The following is a 16,486-nucleotide window of genomic DNA, read 5'->3' on the forward strand; positions in this document are numbered from 1 at the left end:
TCGCCCCTTATCCTCGTCCGGAATACGCCATGTCCGTCATCCTTGAAACCCCGCGCCTGATCCTGCGCCCGCCGCAGGCCGATGAACGCCAGGATTGGTACACCTTCTCCGCCGATGCGGAGGCACAGCGCTATATCGGCGGCGCCAAGGACCCGGTGATGGCCTGGCGCAGCATGGCGCTGATTTCCGGCGGCTGGATGGTCAACGGCTATTCCATGTTCTCGGTGATCGAGAAAGCCACCGGCCGCTGGATCGGCCGGCTCGGCCCCTGGCAGCCGGAAGGCTGGCCTGGCGCGGAAGTCGGCTGGGGTCTGGTGCGCGATGCCTGGGGCAAGGGCTACGCTACCGAAGGCGCTACCGCCGCCATCGACTGGGCTTTTGACACGCTGGGCTGGGATGAAGTGATCCACTGCATCGATCCGGCCAATACGCCGTCGCAAGCCGTGGCGCAGCGGCTCGGTTCGCGCATCCTGCGGCGCGGCAAGCTGCCGGAGCCGTTCAACATCGAACTCGATCTCTGGGGCCAGAGCCGCGATGAATGGCGCGCCCGCCAACGCCGCTAGCTTGGCGGCGGTGCCAGGGCAACACGGCGCCATTCCGCCGGACGCAGGCCGGTGACGCGGCGGAACTCGCGGGTGAAATGCGCCTGATCGGCGAAGCCTGAGGCATAGCCGATTTCGGCCAGGGAGGCCGGCCCTGCCAGCATGGCGCGGGTGGCGCGCTTCACGCGGGCATCGCGCTGGATGCCGGCATAGCGCGCGCCGGCTTCCGCCAGCCGCCGTTGCAGGCTGCGTGGCGAGAGGCCCAGTGCGCGGGCAGCCTGCGCCAGGCTCCAAGTCCTGAATGGGTCACCATCGAACAGCACATAGAGCCGTTCGCTCAAGGCCGCCGTCTCCGATAGCGGCTGTATTGCTGCAACAGGCGGCTGCTGTCGCCAGCGCAGGCGCCACACAGCCAGGCTCTCGGTGGGGATCGCTGTATCCAGCAGAATACGGTCGTCACGCAAAGCCGCCAACGCCGTGCCGTTTGCGTCTATCATCTCGATATCCAGGCCACGGCAGCCGATGGCCTGGAACAAAGCTGCCAGCAGGCCCAGCACCACGATATCCTCCACCGGCGTCGGCGGTACCGGCCCCAGCGAGACATGGCGCAGCAATGCGCTGCCGCCATCCGCATCGAAAGCCTCGATCCGCGTGCGGTGATGCGAATGGTGATAGCTTTCCAGCCGCTGCCAGCGCGCCAGCAGGTCGGCGGCACCAGCAGCACGGCGCAGCGCATCCAGGGTTGGATCGGTAGGCACATCATGGATGCCCTGGCCGATGCCGAGCAGGAATCCCGCGCCGCGCTCGATGGCAGCATGGCGCAGCAGCGCACGCTTCAGGGCCAGGGCGACCTGCGCGTTGCCGCCGGGTTGCAAGCCGCGCAAGGCGGGCGCCAGTTCCGGCGGCGGCTCCAGCCCGGCCAGCGCCATGCGCCGCAGGATCAGGCCGACAAAGGCGGCGCTGGCGAAGGAACTCATCGCGGGCGATAGGGCAATTGCGTCACCGGCTTGCCAATGGCGGCGGCGATGCCATTGGCGAAGGCGGCGATCCCGACCATGGCGGTTTCGCCGGCACCGCCCGGCTTGGTCTGTGGCGGTTCGAGCAGGGCAATGCGGATCGGCGGCATCTGGCTGACAGTCGGGATCGGATAATCCGCGAAAGTATAGGCAGCCACCTGCCCGGCCTCAATCGGCAGTTCCTCCAGCAGCACCATGCCCAGCCCCCAATGCAGGTTGCCCTCGATCTGCGCCCGCACCTGATCGGCATCCACCAGCGGGCCGCAATCCTGGGCGCAGACCACTTGCAGCACGCGCGCCTCGCCGCTGCCTGCATCGACAGCCATATCGGCGATCACGGCGGCATAGGCATGATCCTTGTAGATACCGCAGGCGACGCCCCGGCCGCTGCCGGACTGTACCGGCGGCGGCCCGGCCAGTTCGGCGGCGCGGCGCAGGCAATTAGCCAGCCTTGCCTGTTCCGCCCCCAGATGCGCTAGGCGAAAAGCCACCGGTTCCTGACCGGCAAGACGTGCCAGTTCATCCATCGCCGCCTCGATGGCATAGCCATTCGGCCCGGCACCCAGGCCGCGCCATGGCCCGGTATCGATAGGCAGCCGCACATCGCTGAACTCGACCCGGCGGCGCGCGAAAGCATAGGGCGGCAAGGCACCGCGCGCAGCACCGGGATCGGCAACGAAACTGGTGACGGCCTGCATCCAGCGCGGCATCGCCGCCGAGGTGAAGATCACATGCCCGGAGGCAAAGCCATGCCACCAGTCGGTGATGCGGCCCGCCGCATCCAGGCGGGCGCGGATGCGGTGCGAACTCGGCGGGCGGTGAAAGCCCTGCACGAATTCCTGCTGGCGCCGCCATTGCACTTTCACTGGCCGCCCAGCGGCCTGGCTGAGCAACGCCGCTTCCAGTTCAGCACGCACGATGGTGCGGGCGCCGAAGCCGCCGCCGATGCGGCAGGCATGCACCTTGACGGCGTCGCGCGCCAGGCCGAAATGCCGCGCCAGGCTGTCACGCACGAAGAACATGTCCTGACTGCCGGTCCAGACTTCCAGCCGCGTGTTACCCCGAGCAGAACCTTCGCCATGCCAGCAGGCCACGGCGCTGCGTGTCTCGATACCGGCATGAGCGGCGAATGGCACGTCATAGCGCCGGTCCAGGCTCCAGGGCGCTGTATCCTCAATACGGTCACGCAGCAGGCGATGCTCCAGGCTGCCCCGGCGTTGCAGGACATCGATATCCAGGGCTGGCATCGCCTCGGTCTTGTCGACTGATGTCAGCGGCAACGCATGCAGTGCCGCAGCGCGTTCCGCCAGCAGGCCACGCTGGCCATCGCCAAGTTGCACCAGACGCACACCAGTCGGCAGTGCCTCCGGCACTGCCATGCCGGGCGCCAGTACCAGGCCATGCAGCATGCCATCCAAACGGATATCGGCGGCGAAAAGCCGAGCGCCGCTGACAATGGCCTGCAATGCCGGATCATGTGCCGGCATTGCCGCCAGCACCCCTGGCATCTGGCTGTGCAACGTCACCGGCTGTCCATGATCAACCAGCTTGGCGGCCCCGCCACCAGCGGCCAGATGCTCGCGCAGCAGGGCCGCTGCACGCGCCACCGGCAGGGCAAAATCCTTCATGCTGTCGCTGCCCACCGTGGCCCGTACTGGCGGGATGTCATCGCTATCGGGCAATTGCACATCGATCTGCTGCGGCGGCAGGCCAAGCTCGGCTGCGACGATGCGGCAAAGGCCAGCGGCAATGCCCTGCCCCATTTCCTGGCGCGGCAGCAGCAGCGTGACACGGCCCTCGCCATCGCGGTGCAGCCATTGGATGCTCTGGCCTGGCTCCGGCCCGCCACGCGTCGGCAATACAGGCAGCGGATTGAGCGAAGCCGCACAGGCTGGCAAGGCAGCGAAAACGCTGATCCCGGCGGCGGCACGGATGGCACTTGAGCAGAAGCGGCGGCGCGACATGGAGACTGGCGCACTCATTGCGATGCCCCGGCCTGAGCCGCACGGTGGATAGCGCGGCGGATGCGGCAATAGGTACCGCAGCGGCAGAGATTGCCGCTCATCGCCGCATCGATGGCGGCATCATCCGGCTTCGGATTGATGCTGAGCAAGGCAGCAGCCGACATGATCTGGCCGGCCTGGCAATAGCCGCATTGCGGCACGCGCTCGGCAATCCAGGCCTGCTGCACCGGGTGTAACGCTTCCGCACCGCCAAGTCCTTCGATGGTAACGACCGACTGGCCGGCCACATCCGCCGCCGTCACCTGGCAGGCCCGGGTGGCGACGCCATCGACATGCAGGGTGCAGGCGCCGCAGAGCCCGACACCACAGCCGAACTTGGTGCCGATCAGGCCAAGATCCTCGCGCAACAGCCAGAGCAGCGGCTCATCGGCGCGCTCATCCGGCAGCGTGACTTGTTTCCCGTTGATGCTGAGCTGCATGCCAGCCTCCCTGTGTTGGAGGCCGCAGCATGCCGGCGGCATCACCGCCGGTCTTGAACAATCACGCCAAACTGCTGGCTATATCAGGAAGCCAGTTCGATCCGGTTGCGGCCGGCAGCCTTGGCACGGTAGAGCGCCGCATCGGCCCGGCGCAGGGCCTGGCGCCATTCCTCATCGCCGTTGAGCAATGGCGCGATGCCGAAGCTGGCGGTGACACTGATCGCGCCCTTGCCGGTGTCGATGCGCTCATCCGCCAGGCGCTGGCGCAGGCGATCAGCCAGCACCGTTGCCTGGGCGGCATCGGTTTCCGGCAGCAGGATGGCAAATTCCTCGCCGCCAATGCGGGCCAGGGTGTCGATATCGCGAATCTCGTCGCGGCAGAGCGCGGCCACCCGGCGCAGCACGCGGTCGCCGATGCCATGGCCGTATTGGTCGTTGACGCGCTTGAAATGGTCGAGATCGAACAGCAACAAAGCAGCGTCGCGGCCATAGCGCTTGCAGCGCCCCCATTCGGCCAAGGCGGCTTCCTCGAAATGGCGGCGGTTACTGCTGCCGGTGAGTACATCGGTGCGGGCTTCCTGGGCGGCTCGCTGCTCCTGATCCCAGGCACGGCGCAGCGAAGCCTCGAACTTGGTGGCGGTGAGCATCGACAGCACAGTGCCAAGCCCCACCAGGCAGATGATATTGGCAAGCGCCAGACCATGCTCGCCATCAAACCAGGATATGGCAATGATGGCAGAGCCGGAGAACAGGCCGCCGAGCAAAGCATCGCGCCGGCTGGGCAGCACGCTCGGAATCCAGATGTAGATGAAGATGAAATTCGCCAGGCCATAAACCAGGCCCATATCAAGCTGCGCCACCGCCAAAGTCATGCCGGCCGGCACGGTGATGGTGTGGGTCAGCACCAGGCGGCGATAGAGGGCATAGCTTTTCTGCTTCGAGGCGACCCAGAGGCCCTGCACCGCCAGGATGGCGGCGGCGACCGCCAGGCGCCACAGCAGGGCATCGTTGGCATGCACCGGATCAATGAAGCGGTCGAGGATATTGAGGCCGAGGATCAGCAGGCAGAACAGCACCGCCCGGAAGCTGCTGTCGCCGCTGAGGCGCAGGGCAAGGTCATCGTCATAGGAAACTCGGTTCGCCGCTTCCGGCTGTGTCGGCTCGGGCGGCGGCACCGGTTCAAGCGGCGTCATGCGGCGTGCAATCGGCCTTCATGCAGCGTGACAACACGGTCCATACGCTGCGCCAGGGCCAGGTTATGAGTGGCGATCAAAGCACCGATGCCGGTATCGCGCACCAGGGCCAGCAGGGCCTGGAACGCCGCTTCCGCCGTGCGCTCATCCAGGTTGCCGGTCGGCTCGTCGGCCAGCAGCAATTGCGGTTTGGCGATCACCGCACGGGCAATCGCCACGCGCTGTTGTTCGCCGCCCGATAGCCGCGCCGGGCGATGCGTCAGGCGATGGCCCAGCCCCAGCCCTTCCAGCACACGGGTAGCTTCCGCCTTGGCCTTGGCCCGGCTCAAACCCTGGATCATCAGCGGCATGGCGGCATTCTCGATGGCAGAGAATTCCGGGAGCAGATGGTGATACTGATAGACAAAACCGATGCGGCGGCGGCGGATCAGCGTGCGGCCATGGTCGCCAAGCTGGCTGCAATCCTCGCCCCCCACCAGCACACGGCCACCATTGGCGGCTTCCAGCAAACCAGCGGTATGCAGCAGGGTCGACTTGCCCGAACCCGAGGGACCGAGCAACGCCACGATCTCGCCGGCCTTCACTGTCAGATCAACACCGCGCAGGATCTGCAATTCCTCACCAGCTTGTCGGAACGTGCGGACCACAGCTTCAAGGCGCAGCGCATCAGTCATGGCCGCACCCGAACAAATGGGATCCTCGGGTCAAGCCCGAGGATGACGACAAGAAAACAACAGTCATACCCGCGAAAGCGGGTATCCCATTTTGCTTCAGCGCATCACTCATAGCGCAGCGCCTCCACCGGATCGAGGCGGGCGGCACGCCAGCTCGGATAAAGCGTGGCGAGGAAGGACAAAGCCAAACCCATCAGTACGACATAGAGCACTTCGTTGGAATCCACCTTGGCCGGCAGGCGCGACAGGTAATAAATCTCGGCCGGGAAAAGCTGCCAGCCGGTGAGGCTCTGCAGGAACTGGCGGATATGCTCGATATTGGCGGCGAAGCCGAGGCCGAGCAGGAAGCCGAAGAAAGTGCCGATCACGCCGATGCTGGCGCCGGCAATGACGAAAACCCGCAGGATCGAGCCGCGTGCCGCGCCCATGGTGCGCAGGATGGCGATATCGCGGCCCTTGTCCTTCACCAGCATGATCATGCTGGAAATGATGTTGAACGCCGCCACCACGATGATCAGCGTCAGGATCAGGAACATCACGTTGCGCTCGACCTGCAAGGCGCTGACGAAATGCGCGTTGGCCTGCTGCCAGTCGTAATAGCGGTAGCCGGGGCCGAGGGCCTGGATGATCTCGTTGCCGATGCGGCGGGCCTGATCGGGGTTATCCAGCCGCACTTCCACCGCATGGGCGGTATCGCCGAGGCGGAAATAAACCTGGGCGGCCTCGAAAGGCATGAAGACGAAGCCGGAATCATACTCGAACATGCCGACATCGAAGATGCCGGTGATCTGATAGGCGCGGCCGCGCGGCACGGTGCCGAAGGGCGTGGCGGTGATCTGCGGTGAGATCAGCGTGATCTTGTCGCCGACCGTGACGCCGAGCTTGCGCGCCAGCCGGTGGCCGATCACCACCGCATCCTCGCCGGTGAAATCCTTCAGGCTGCCCTGGCGCATGCCCTTGGCGATGCTGGTCTCGCGCGACAGGTCGCTCTGCTTGATGCCGCGCACCATGGCGCCCGAGGCCTGGCCGTTGGCGGTAGCCATCACCTGGCCCTCGATCATCGGATTGGCCTGCAGCACATGCACCAGGCCGCCGACCTTCTCGGCCACCCGGCCATAATCATCCAGCGTGGCGCTACGCTCGGACTGGATCATGATATGACCGTTGAGGCCGAGTATGCGGCCGACCAGTTCGGCGCGGAAACCGTTCATCACGCTCATCACGATGATCAGGGTGGCCACCCCCAGCATGATGCCGAGGAAGCTGAACACCGCGATCACCGAAATGAAGCCCTCCTGGCGGCGGGCGCGCAGATAGCGCAACGCCAGGAGCCACTCGAAAGCGCCGAACGGCATGGCTGCCTATCCCTTCGCGGCAACAAGCTTGGCGATGGCGGCATCCACGGAGAGTTCCTCCTTGGCGCCGGTAGCGCGCTGCTTCACTTCCACCACGCCGGCCTTCACACCACGCGGGCCGACCGTCACCTGCCAGGGCAGGCCGATCAGGTCCATGGTGGCGAACTTGGCGCCGGCGCGTTCGTCGCGGTCGTCATGCAGCACCGTCAGGCCAGCGGCTTCCAGCTTGGCCTGCAGATCGTTGGCGGCCTGGGCGCAGGCGGCATCATCGACCTTCAGGTTGATCAGGCCGACATGGAACGGCGCCACGCTCATCGGCCAGATGATGCCGGCATCGTCGTGGCTGGCTTCGATGATGGCACCGACCAGGCGCGACACACCGATGCCATAAGAGCCCATCTCAAGGGTGATCGGTTCGCCACCCGGCCCCTGCACCACCGCGCCCATCGGCTTGGAATACTTGGTGCCGAAATAGAAGATATGGCCAACCTCGATGCCGCGCGCGGCAAGCTGGCGCTCCTGCGGCAGCGCCCCGAAGCGGGCAGCGTCATGCTTTTCTTCAGTGGCCGCGTAGGGCGCGGTCCAGCTATCGACGATGGGCTGCAGGTCGCTTTCGTAATCGACGCCCTGGCCCAGCACATCGCGCTCCACCAGCGCCTTGTCGCAGAACACGGCGGATTCACCGGTTTCCGCCAGGATGATGAATTCGTGGCTCAGGTCGCCGCCGATCGGGCCGGTATCGGCCTGCATCGGGATGGCGCGCAGGCCTAAGCGGGCGAATGTGCGCAGGTAGGCCACGAACATGCGGTTATAGGCGCGGCGCGCACCGGCCTGATCGAGATCGAAGGAATAGGCATCCTTCATCAGGAATTCGCGGCCACGCATGACGCCGAAGCGCGGGCGCACCTCGTCGCGGAATTTCCACTGGATGTGGTAGATGATCTTCGGCATCTCGCGGTAGCTCTTGATATCGCCGCGCACGATATCGGTGAGCATTTCCTCGTTGGTCGGGCCGTAGAGCAAGGGCCGCTCGTGGCGGTCGGTGATGCGCAGCATCTCCTTGCCGTAATCGTCGTAGCGCCCGCTCTTCTGCCACAGCTCGGCCGACTGGATGGTCGGCATCAGCATTTCCTGGGCGCCGGCGGCATCCTGTTCCTCGCGCACGATCTGCTCGATCCGCTTCAGCACACGATGGCCCAGCGGTAGCCAGGAATAGATGCCGGCGGCATTCTGACGCACCATGCCGGCGCGCAGCATCAGACGGTGGCTGACGATCTGCGCCTCGGAGGGGTTCTCCTTCAGCACGGGCAGGAAAAAGCGGCTCAGGCGCATGATGCTTCCTTGGTGATGCGGGCTATTTGATGATGCGACACTAGGGCGTTTTTAAGGCGCAGCCCCCGCCCCCGCAAGGGCGCCGCCCGGCCCGCTCACCGCTTGGGCGGCAGCTTCGACAGATGGTCGCGGCAGGCCGTCAGCACAGCATCCTCCGCCGGCTTCTCCACCGGCTGATTCTGGAAATTCAGCTTGCCGCTGGCGGGATCGAGTTCGAGCTTGCCTACGCTCACTTCCGCCTGCCGGGCCAGGGCCGGCGCGCGGCTGCCCAGCAATTCAGCCAGCGTGAATTTCAGCGTGATGCCGAAGCGCGGATCGAGAATACCACTGCCATTTTGTGACGGCGGCAGGTCCGCCGGTGTCACCGGGCGGCCATGCACATCGACGCCCGGCACATAATCCGCGCCCGGCACGGCACGCGGCTGTCGCGCCACCAGTTTGCGGCAGGATTCGGTATCCAGGGCCACTACCGTTGGCAATTGTGCTGATTCGGCCTTGGTATCTGGGGTGGTGGAGCGAGTCGCGGGCTTCTGCGCCGGCTGTTGTGCCATTGCCTGCCCCGTAAGCAGGGCTGCCACGAGAATATGCAGAATGCTGTTGCGCAACATTCCAATAACTTAGCCCGGCTCGCTTAACATTTTGTTAGATTTTGTGAAAATACCCGGTGACACGGCTCGTTCTTTTGGCTATAAAAGTATCGCAACCGCTTGGAAACAGGCGGCCCAAGTCTGGGGAGGCTTAAACTTACCCGTGCGAGACGGGAAACGGAGCAGGGTTACATCCTTGCTCCTTATTTTTATGCCTATTTCACAAAAATTTTTGTTTTAATATGCCTAGTAACTAGGCAGTTATGCGGCGAAATCCAGGGAAAACCTGAACACGCGAAACATACTCGTGGATGATCGCCTCCACGGGGCATGACGCTTTAAGTGTGGCCTACCCCACCCACCAAGCCAACCTCCCCCATACCCGGCTTTTTTGTCACTGGAAAAAAGATGCCCGGGTCTAGCCCGGGCATGACGACGGTATCGGGAAATCAATGCGAGGGGTTAATCCCCGCCACGCCCGAGCAGCGCATGGGTGTCGATCAGCCCGAAATAGCCGATGGCGTAGAACAGCCCGAAAATCACCAGGCTGATCAGGAAGGTGAGCAGCACCTTGAAGCCCATGCGCGGATTGGTCGGTGCCGAACTCGCCTGGCCGGGCAGCATCTCCTCGCCGGCCTCATGCGAGGTGCGCACGCCAATCGGCAGCACGCAGAACAGCGTCAGCATGAAGATGCAGGCGAAGGCGACGATGCCGTTGAACCAGGTCATGGGATCAGACCTGCTCCAGCTCCACCAGGGTGCCGAGGAAATCCTTCGGGTGCAGGAACAGCACCGGCTTGCCATGGGCGCCGATCTTCGGCTCGTCGCTACCCAGTACGCGGGCACCTTCCGCCTTCAGCTTGTCGCGGGCGGCGTAGATATCGGTGACCTCGTAGCAAACATGATGGATGCCGCCGGCGGTGTTCTTGGCCAGGAAATTGGCAATCGGCGAGCCCTCGCCCAGCGGATGCAGCAATTCGATCTTGGTGTTGTCGAGTTCGACGAACACCACGGTTACGCCATGGTCCGGTTGCGCCAGCGGCGCCGAGACCTTGGCCCCGAGCGTGTTGGCATAGGTAGCCGTGGCAGCAGCAAGGTCCGGCACGGCGATGGCAACGTGGTTGAGGCGTCCGATCATGGGGGGGGCTCCTTGAAGGCTTTATCGGGTTAAATATCGGGCCGGCGGCTCAATCTGACAAGCGGATGATATGCACATTGCAGATCGGCTTCCGCTCGGTCACTGGTTTCAGTGCCCGGCGCAGCACCTTTATCGCGGTTTCTTCCAGATCGGCATCGCTGCGCTGGCGGCGCGACAATTTGTCCACCGCCTTGCCGATCTGCTCGGCAATCGTATCCGCCAGTTCCTCGGCATCGCCATTGACCACGCCGGACAGTGTCACCACCGGATCCGCTTCCAGATGGCCCTGTTCGTCCACGGCCAGGGATACCTGGGCGGTGCCGTTAAAGCTGAGCTTGCGACGGGTCTGCAACGTGCCGCCCTGCAGCGGAATCAGGTCGTCGCCATCGATGGCCAGGCGGCCCGCCGGTACCTCTTCCACCACTTCCGGCCCATTTGGCGCGATGCGGATCAGGTCGCCATTGCGCGGCACGATGCCATGCGGCACCTGCAGGCTCTGGGCGAAGCGGGCATGCTCCACCAGATGGCGCGGCTCGCCATGCACCGGAATCGCGATCTGCGGCCGGGCCAGGGCATACATCTCGGCCAGTTCATCGCGCGAGGGATGGCCGGAAACATGCACGAAGGCATCCTTCTCGGTGATCACCTCGATGCCGCGCAGCACCAGTTCGTTATGCAGCCGGAACAGGGTGCGTTCGTTGCCGGGAATGATCTTGGATGAAAACAGCGCCAAGTCGCCGGGGCTTAAGGCCACATGCGGATGCTGGTCGAAGGCGATGCGCGCCATGGCGCCGCGTACTTCACCCTGGCAGCCGGTGCAGACATACATCACCTTGTCGCGCGGCAGGTAGCCGGCCTCGCGCTCGTCCACCAGATTGGGTTTGTCGCGCAGATAACCATTCTCATGCGCGGCCGCCGTGAAACGGTGCAGCGAGCGGCCGATCAGGCAGACCGAGCGACCGATCTGCTTGGCTACATCATAGAGGGTTTCCAGCCGCGCCAGGTTGGATGCAAATGTCGTCACGGCGATACGGCCCGGCCGGTCGGCCAGCAGCTTGAGCAAGCTGTCGCGCACCTCACCTTCCGAACCGGAGCGGCCACGGCTGAACACATTGGTGCTGTCGCAGACCATGGCAAGCACGCCCTGGTCGCCGAAACGCTGGATCGCCTCGCGGTCGGTGGCCGGCCCCAGCACCGGATCGGGATCAAGCTTCCAGTCGCCGGTATGCAGCACCACGCCCTGCGGCGTCTCGATGGCAAGCGCCTGGCTTTCAGGCGTCGAATGGGTGATGCCAATAGGGGTGATGCGGAATGGCCCGAGTTGAATCACCTCGCCGGGCTGGTAGATGGTGATCGGCACCAGTTCCTCGATGCCCTTCTCTTCCAGCTTGCGCCGCAGCACCGAGGCCGCGAAGCCGGTGGCCCAGATCGGGCAGCCGAGTTCATGCCAGCAATGGCTGATGGCGCCGAGATGATCCTCATGGGCATGGGTCAACACCAGCCCGAGCAGCTTGTCCTTGCGCTCGGCGATCCAGGTGACATCCGGCACGATCATGTCGACGCCCGGCGCGGTGTCATCGGCGAAGCTGGTGCCCAGATCCACCATGAGCCACTGATCGCGGTAGCCATAGAGATTGAGATTCATCCCAATCTCGTTGGTGCCACCCAGGGGCAGGAAATACAGGCCGTCATCGGCCTTGCGGGCTGCCATGATCAGGTGGCCGGCCGGCTGCGGCGGTTGATCTCGATCAGGCCGCGCGCGGTGATATCGGGCACGATCTGCTCGATCACATCGGTGGCGCCATCGAATACCGGGGCCAGGCCACCGGTGGAGATCACCCGCATCGGGCGGCCGAATTCATTCTTGATACGCGCCACGATGCCTTCGATCAGGCCGACGTAGCCCCAGAACACACCGGAATGCATGCAGGCCACCGTGGTCTGGCCGATCACCTTGCTGGGCTTCTCAACGACAATGCGCGGCAGCAGGGCGGTGGCATTGACCAGCGCCTCGATGGAAAGATTGATGCCGGGCGCGATTACGCCGCCGCAATAGCTGCCTTCCTCGTCCACCACGTCGAAAGTCGTCGCGGTGCCGAAATCGACAATCACCATCGGCGTTTTCGGGAACAGCACCGAAGCGCCGATAGTGTTGCAGATACGGTCGGCGCCGGCACCGGCACCCTTTACCTGGATGCCGTAGACCACATTCGGTTCGCCCAGCACCAGCGGCTCGGTATCGAAATAGCGGGTGCAGAGACGGCGCAGGTTGAAAGTAGCCTGCGGCACCACGGAAGCGATGATCGCCTCGCGCACGGTCTTTGGGTCGATGCCTTCGATCTGCATCAGTTGCAGCAGCCAGACGGCATGCTCATCGGCCGTGCGCATGGCCGAGGTATGCTGGCGCCATTCGCCGACAATGCGGTCGCCATCGATGACGCCGAATTTGACGTTGGTGTTGTTGGCATTGATCGCGAGCAGCATGGCGCCCCTCCTCTTTCTCAAGCGGCAGGAAATACGTCACCGGCAGTGATGGTGCGGCGCGTACCATCGGCCAGTTCCAGGATCAGGCCGCCGCCTTCATCCAATGCAACGAAACGGCCCTGTACTTCTTCGTGGCCCAGCCGGGCTATCGCAGGCTTGCCGATGCCTTGCGCCAGCGCGAGCCAGGCCTGCCGCACCGGCGCGAAACCTTCCGCCTGCCAGCGATCATACCAGAAGCCGAGCCGCGCCAGCAGCCGCGGCAGGAAACTCTCCGGTGTTTCTGCCATTCCCAACGCGGCGAGATTGGTTGCCGGATAGGGTGTATCCGCCGGGTTCCAGACCAGGTTGACGCCGATACCGACAATCAGGTGGTCCAATACCCCGCCTTGGCCGGCGCGGGATTCCAGCAGGATGCCGGAGAGCTTTGCGCCATCGATCAGCACGTCATTCGGCCATTTGCAGGTAACGCGGTCCTGCAAGGCCGGGCTGGCTTCGATGACAGCTTCCGCAACGCAGAGGCTGATCAGAAACGAAAGCGTGGCCGCTTCATGTGCCGGGCGGCGCGGCTTCAGCAGCAACGAAACAAAAAGATTGCCTTCCGGGCTGTCCCAGGCCCGGCCGCGGCGGCCGCGCCCGGCCGTCTGGCGCCGCGCCGTCACCACCAGACCTTCCGCCGCGCCGGCCTCGGCCTGGCGGCGGATTTCCTCGTTGGTGCTGTCGATCTCGGCGAAGCCGAGCGGGCGCCAGAGCAATGCCGGCCCTTACGGGAACAATGCCTTGGCGGCAACGCCGGCGGCGGCCACCAGAGGCGCCGGATAGACAAAGTAGAGCAGCGTGAACAGGCCGGTAATGCCCATCACCGCGCCCAGTTCAGTGCGCACCGGCTTGGCCAGCGGCTCGGCTGCTTCGTCGAAATACATCACCTTGACGATGCGGAGATAATAATAGGCGCCGACGACGCTGGCGAGCATGCCGATCACCGCCAGCACATAGAGCTGTGCGTTGATCGCCGCCATCACGACATAGAATTTGCCGAAGAAGCCGGCGAGCGGCGGGATGCCGGCAAGCGAGAACATGAAGCCGGCCAGCAGCAAGGCCATGCCGGGATGCGTCTTGCCCAGACCGGCGAGATCGGAGACGCCTTCCACCATGCGGTCGCGCTGGCGCATGGAAAGGATGCAGGCAAAGGCGCCGACATTCATCGCCAGATAGATGGCGAGATAGATCAGCACGCCACGCACGCCCTCCTCCGTGCCGGCAGCCAGACCCAGCAGGGCATAGCCGACATGGCCAATGGAGGAATAGGCCATCAGACGCTTGATATTCGACTGCGCGATGGCAGCGAAGGCACCCAGCACCATGGAGAGGCCGCTGATCGCGATGATGATCTGCTGCCAGTCGCCGCTGATGCCGCCGAACGGCGTCAGCAAGGCCCGGCAGAACAGCGCCATGGCGGCAATCTTCGGCGCCACGGCGAAGAAGGCCGTGACCGGGGTCGGCGCGCCTTCATAGACATCCGGCACCCACATATGGAACGGCACGGCGGAAACCTTGAAGGCCAGGCCGGCGGCCATGAACACGATGCCGATAACCAGACCCAGCGAGGCGCCCTGCGTGCCTTTCAAGGCCGCGGCAATATCGTTGAAGCCGGTGGCGCCGGTGAAGCCATAGATCAGCGAAGCGCCGTAGAGCAGCATGCCGGACGACAGCGCACCGAGCACGAAATACTTCAGGCTGGCCTCGGTGGCACGCGCGGAATCACGCTTGAAACCGGCGAGGATATAGAGCGACAGGCTCTGCAATTCGAGGCCGAGATAGAGTGCGATCAGATCGTTGGCCGAAACCATCATCATCATGCCGATGGTGGCCAGCAGCACCACCACCGGATATTCGAAGCGATCCATGCGGTGATGCCGGATATAGCCAAGCGACTGCACGATGGCGAAGCCGGAGCCGATCAGGATCAGCACCTTGGCGAAACGCGCGAAGCCATCGGCGATGAACAGGTTCTCGAAGGCCGGGCGCGGACCGGCGGGCTGCTGCAGGATCAGCAGCACGGTGACGGCGCAGGCCGCGACGCTGAGCCAGGCAACCAGGCGGGTGGAACCCTCCCCCTTGAATACGCCGAGCAGCAGCAAGGCCATGGCGGCGATGCTGAGCCAGAGTTCGGGATAGGCGGGAGCGAGCGAAGCGAAGGTCACGATGCCAACTCCTAGCGGACCGCCACCGCCGCCTTGATGGCGGCAAGCGCAGTTTGATGCTGATCCAGCAGATTCTTAACCGACACCGCCATCACATCGAGGAACGGGCCGGGATAGATGCCCATCCACAGCGCCAGCACCACCAGCGGGGCCAGCGTGGCAATCTCACGCGGGGTGAGATCGAGCATCGACTTGACGTCATCCTTGGTCAGTTCGCCAAACACCACGCGGCGATAAAGCCACAGGGCATAGGCTGCCGAGAGGATCACGCCCGAGGTGGCGATCAGCGCCACCCAGGTGTTGGCCTTGAAGGCACCGACCAGGGTGAGCATTTCGCCGACGAAGCCGGCGGTACCCGGCAGGCCGACATTGGCCATGGTGAACAGCATGAACACAACGGCGTATTTCGGCATGTTGTTGGCCAGGCCGCCATAGCGCACGATCTCGCGGGTATGCAGGCGGTCATAGACCACGCCGACGCAGAGGAACAGCGCGCCTGATACAATGCCGTGGGCCAACATCTGGAAGATGGCGCCCTGCACACCCTGCATGGTGAGGCTGAAGGTGCCCATGGTGACGAAGCCCATATGCGCCACCGAGGAATAGGCGATCAGCTTCTTCATATCCTCCTGCACCAGCGCCACCAGAGAGGTGTAGATGATGGCGATGACGGAGACCGTGAATACCAGCGGCGTGAAGAACACGCTGGCATCCGGGAACATCGGGATCGAGAAACGGATGAAGCCGTAGCCGCCCATCTTCAACAGCACGCCGGCAAGGATCACTGAACCCGCGGTGGGCGCTTCCACATGGGCATCAGGCAGCCAGGTATGCACCGGCCACATCGGCACCTTCACGGCGAAGGAAGCGAAGAAGGCCAGCCACAGCCACTTCTGCACATCCACGTCGAAGCGGAAGGCCATCAGGGTCGGAATATCCGTGGTGCCGGCCTTGAAGTACATGTAGAGCAGCGCCAGCAGCAGCAGCAGCGAGCCAAGCAACGTGTAGAGGAAGAACTTGAAGGTGGCGTAGATACGGCGCTTGCCACCCCAGATGCCGATGATCAGGAACATCGGGATCAGGCCGGCCTCGAAGAAGACGTAGAACAGCACCAGGTCGAGCGCGCAGAACACGCCGATCATCAGCGTTTCCAGCACCAGGAAGGCGAGCATGTATTCCTTGACGCGATGCTCGATGGCTTCCCAGGAAGCCAGAATGCAGAGCGGCATAAGGAAGGTGGTGAGGATCACGAACAGCATCGAAATGCCGTCCACGCCCATATGGTAGTTGATCCCGGCGCCGATCCATTCGCGCTTTTCCACGAACTGGAAAGCCGAGGTCGAATTATCGAAGTTGATCCAGATCAGCAGCGACACCGCGAAGGTGATCACCGTGGTCCACAGCGCCGCGTTGCGGGCATTGCGCGCCACGATCTCTTCCGGCCCGCGCGCGAGCAGGATGAAGGCGGCGCCGACCAGCGGCAGGAAGGTGACGATGGAGAGGAGCGGCATACCGGACATC

Annotated in this window: 16 protein-coding genes; 1 reads left to right on the forward strand and 15 read right to left on the reverse strand. The window is 64.1% G+C overall.

Features of this window, described 5'->3' with window-relative positions:
* The first annotated feature begins 29 nt into the window (after nucleotides 1-29).
* Nucleotides 30-563, forward strand: a complete 534-nt coding sequence (locus ACQY7X_RS19480) for a GNAT family N-acetyltransferase (RefSeq protein WP_428247070.1) — start codon at nucleotides 30-32, stop codon at nucleotides 561-563.
* On the opposite strand, the gene ACQY7X_RS19485 is transcribed toward ACQY7X_RS19480, so the two are convergent.
* The 15 genes from ACQY7X_RS19485 to ACQY7X_RS19555 form a co-directional block, all read right to left on the reverse strand.
* On the reverse strand, nucleotides 560-1,519 hold the full coding sequence (locus ACQY7X_RS19485) for a helix-turn-helix transcriptional regulator (protein WP_428247071.1): 960 nt from the start codon (nucleotides 1,517-1,519) through the stop codon (nucleotides 560-562). The genes ACQY7X_RS19480 and ACQY7X_RS19485 overlap by 4 nt on opposite strands.
* Nucleotides 1,516-3,540: a molybdopterin cofactor-binding domain-containing protein gene (locus ACQY7X_RS19490; protein WP_428247072.1), complete on the reverse strand. Its 2,025-nt coding sequence runs from the start codon at nucleotides 3,538-3,540 to the stop codon at nucleotides 1,516-1,518. Before ACQY7X_RS19490 ends, ACQY7X_RS19485 begins: the two co-directional genes overlap by 4 nt.
* The gene (locus tag ACQY7X_RS19495) at nucleotides 3,537-4,001 is read right to left on the reverse strand and encodes a (2Fe-2S)-binding protein (protein ID WP_428247073.1); all 465 of its coding nucleotides are present in this window, start codon (nucleotides 3,999-4,001) and stop codon (nucleotides 3,537-3,539) included. Before ACQY7X_RS19495 ends, ACQY7X_RS19490 begins: the two co-directional genes overlap by 4 nt.
* A gap of 83 nt (nucleotides 4,002-4,084) precedes the next feature.
* Nucleotides 4,085-5,194 carry a diguanylate cyclase gene (locus tag ACQY7X_RS19500; RefSeq protein WP_428247074.1) on the reverse strand — a complete coding sequence of 370 codons (1,110 nt, stop codon included), beginning with the start codon at nucleotides 5,192-5,194 and terminating at the stop codon, nucleotides 4,085-4,087.
* Nucleotides 5,191-5,868, reverse strand: a complete 678-nt coding sequence (locus tag ACQY7X_RS19505; RefSeq protein ID WP_428247075.1) for an ABC transporter ATP-binding protein — start codon at nucleotides 5,866-5,868, stop codon at nucleotides 5,191-5,193. The genes ACQY7X_RS19500 and ACQY7X_RS19505 overlap by 4 nt, the downstream gene beginning before the upstream one ends.
* Nucleotides 5,869-5,972: 104 nt before the next feature.
* A complete protein-coding gene (locus ACQY7X_RS19510) occupies nucleotides 5,973-7,223 on the reverse strand; it encodes a lipoprotein-releasing ABC transporter permease subunit (protein ID WP_428247076.1) in 1,251 nt (416 codons plus the stop codon).
* Between the two features lie 6 nt (nucleotides 7,224-7,229).
* Nucleotides 7,230-8,555 (reverse strand): proline--tRNA ligase, encoded by a 1,326-nt coding sequence (proS, locus tag ACQY7X_RS19515; RefSeq protein ID WP_428247077.1) that lies wholly within the window; start codon nucleotides 8,553-8,555, stop codon nucleotides 7,230-7,232.
* Nucleotides 8,556-8,650: 95 nt separating this feature from the next.
* Nucleotides 8,651-9,163: a hypothetical protein gene (locus tag ACQY7X_RS19520; protein ID WP_428247078.1), complete on the reverse strand. Its 513-nt coding sequence runs from the start codon at nucleotides 9,161-9,163 to the stop codon at nucleotides 8,651-8,653.
* A gap of 441 nt (nucleotides 9,164-9,604) precedes the next feature.
* The gene (locus ACQY7X_RS19525; RefSeq protein ID WP_428247079.1) at nucleotides 9,605-9,871 is read right to left on the reverse strand and encodes a DUF1467 family protein; all 267 of its coding nucleotides are present in this window, start codon (nucleotides 9,869-9,871) and stop codon (nucleotides 9,605-9,607) included.
* Nucleotides 9,872-9,875: 4 nt separating this feature from the next.
* Nucleotides 9,876-10,280, reverse strand: coding sequence for a methylmalonyl-CoA epimerase (mce, locus tag ACQY7X_RS19530; RefSeq protein ID WP_428247080.1), 405 nt, complete (start codon nucleotides 10,278-10,280; stop codon nucleotides 9,876-9,878).
* 49 nt (nucleotides 10,281-10,329) lie between these two features.
* The gene (locus tag ACQY7X_RS19535) at nucleotides 10,330-11,991 is read right to left on the reverse strand and encodes a ribonuclease J (RefSeq protein WP_428247081.1); all 1,662 of its coding nucleotides are present in this window, start codon (nucleotides 11,989-11,991) and stop codon (nucleotides 10,330-10,332) included.
* A gap of 2 nt (nucleotides 11,992-11,993) precedes the next feature.
* The gene (locus ACQY7X_RS19540) at nucleotides 11,994-12,764 is read right to left on the reverse strand and encodes a type III pantothenate kinase (RefSeq protein ID WP_428247082.1); all 771 of its coding nucleotides are present in this window, start codon (nucleotides 12,762-12,764) and stop codon (nucleotides 11,994-11,996) included.
* Nucleotides 12,765-12,781: 17 nt separating this feature from the next.
* Nucleotides 12,782-13,516: a biotin--[acetyl-CoA-carboxylase] ligase gene (locus ACQY7X_RS19545; protein ID WP_428247083.1), complete on the reverse strand. Its 735-nt coding sequence runs from the start codon at nucleotides 13,514-13,516 to the stop codon at nucleotides 12,782-12,784.
* A 9-nt stretch (nucleotides 13,517-13,525) separates the two neighbouring features.
* Entirely contained in the window at nucleotides 13,526-14,965 is a 1,440-nt protein-coding gene (nuoN, locus tag ACQY7X_RS19550; protein ID WP_428247084.1) for an NADH-quinone oxidoreductase subunit NuoN, read from the reverse strand.
* A gap of 11 nt (nucleotides 14,966-14,976) precedes the next feature.
* The gene (locus ACQY7X_RS19555; RefSeq protein WP_428247085.1) at nucleotides 14,977-16,485 is read right to left on the reverse strand and encodes an NADH-quinone oxidoreductase subunit M; all 1,509 of its coding nucleotides are present in this window, start codon (nucleotides 16,483-16,485) and stop codon (nucleotides 14,977-14,979) included.
* Nucleotide 16,486 lies beyond the last annotated feature (1 nt).

The organism is Ferrovibrio sp. (assembly GCF_965278975.1).
In the GTDB taxonomy this organism is placed as follows: Bacteria; Pseudomonadota; Alphaproteobacteria; order Ferrovibrionales; family Ferrovibrionaceae; genus Ferrovibrio.

What these genes read in the sequence shown, in the direction of transcription:
- ACQY7X_RS19480 (WP_428247070.1), top strand. Translation starts at nt 30, where the DNA reads ATGTCCGTCATCCTTGAAACCCCGCGCCTGATCCTGCGCCCGCCGCAG.
- ACQY7X_RS19485 (WP_428247071.1), bottom strand. Translation starts at nt 1,519, where the DNA reads ATGAGTTCCTTCGCCAGCGCCGCCTTTGTCGGCCTGATCCTGCGGCGC.
- ACQY7X_RS19490 (WP_428247072.1), bottom strand. Translation starts at nt 3,540, where the DNA reads ATGAGTGCGCCAGTCTCCATGTCGCGCCGCCGCTTCTGCTCAAGTGCC.
- ACQY7X_RS19495 (WP_428247073.1), bottom strand. Translation starts at nt 4,001, where the DNA reads ATGCAGCTCAGCATCAACGGGAAACAAGTCACGCTGCCGGATGAGCGC.
- ACQY7X_RS19500 (WP_428247074.1), bottom strand. Translation starts at nt 5,194, where the DNA reads ATGACGCCGCTTGAACCGGTGCCGCCGCCCGAGCCGACACAGCCGGAA.
- ACQY7X_RS19505 (WP_428247075.1), bottom strand. Translation starts at nt 5,868, where the DNA reads ATGACTGATGCGCTGCGCCTTGAAGCTGTGGTCCGCACGTTCCGACAA.
- ACQY7X_RS19510 (WP_428247076.1), bottom strand. Translation starts at nt 7,223, where the DNA reads ATGCCGTTCGGCGCTTTCGAGTGGCTCCTGGCGTTGCGCTATCTGCGC.
- proS (WP_428247077.1), bottom strand. Translation starts at nt 8,555, where the DNA reads ATGCGCCTGAGCCGCTTTTTCCTGCCCGTGCTGAAGGAGAACCCCTCC.
- ACQY7X_RS19520 (WP_428247078.1), bottom strand. Translation starts at nt 9,163, where the DNA reads ATGTTGCGCAACAGCATTCTGCATATTCTCGTGGCAGCCCTGCTTACG.
- ACQY7X_RS19525 (WP_428247079.1), bottom strand. Translation starts at nt 9,871, where the DNA reads ATGACCTGGTTCAACGGCATCGTCGCCTTCGCCTGCATCTTCATGCTG.
- mce (WP_428247080.1), bottom strand. Translation starts at nt 10,280, where the DNA reads ATGATCGGACGCCTCAACCACGTTGCCATCGCCGTGCCGGACCTTGCT.
- ACQY7X_RS19535 (WP_428247081.1), bottom strand. Translation starts at nt 11,991, where the DNA reads ATGGCAGCCCGCAAGGCCGATGACGGCCTGTATTTCCTGCCCCTGGGT.
- ACQY7X_RS19540 (WP_428247082.1), bottom strand. Translation starts at nt 12,764, where the DNA reads ATGCTGCTCGCGATCAATGCCAACAACACCAACGTCAAATTCGGCGTC.
- ACQY7X_RS19555 (WP_428247085.1), bottom strand. Translation starts at nt 16,485, where the DNA reads ATGTCCGGTATGCCGCTCCTCTCCATCGTCACCTTCCTGCCGCTGGTC.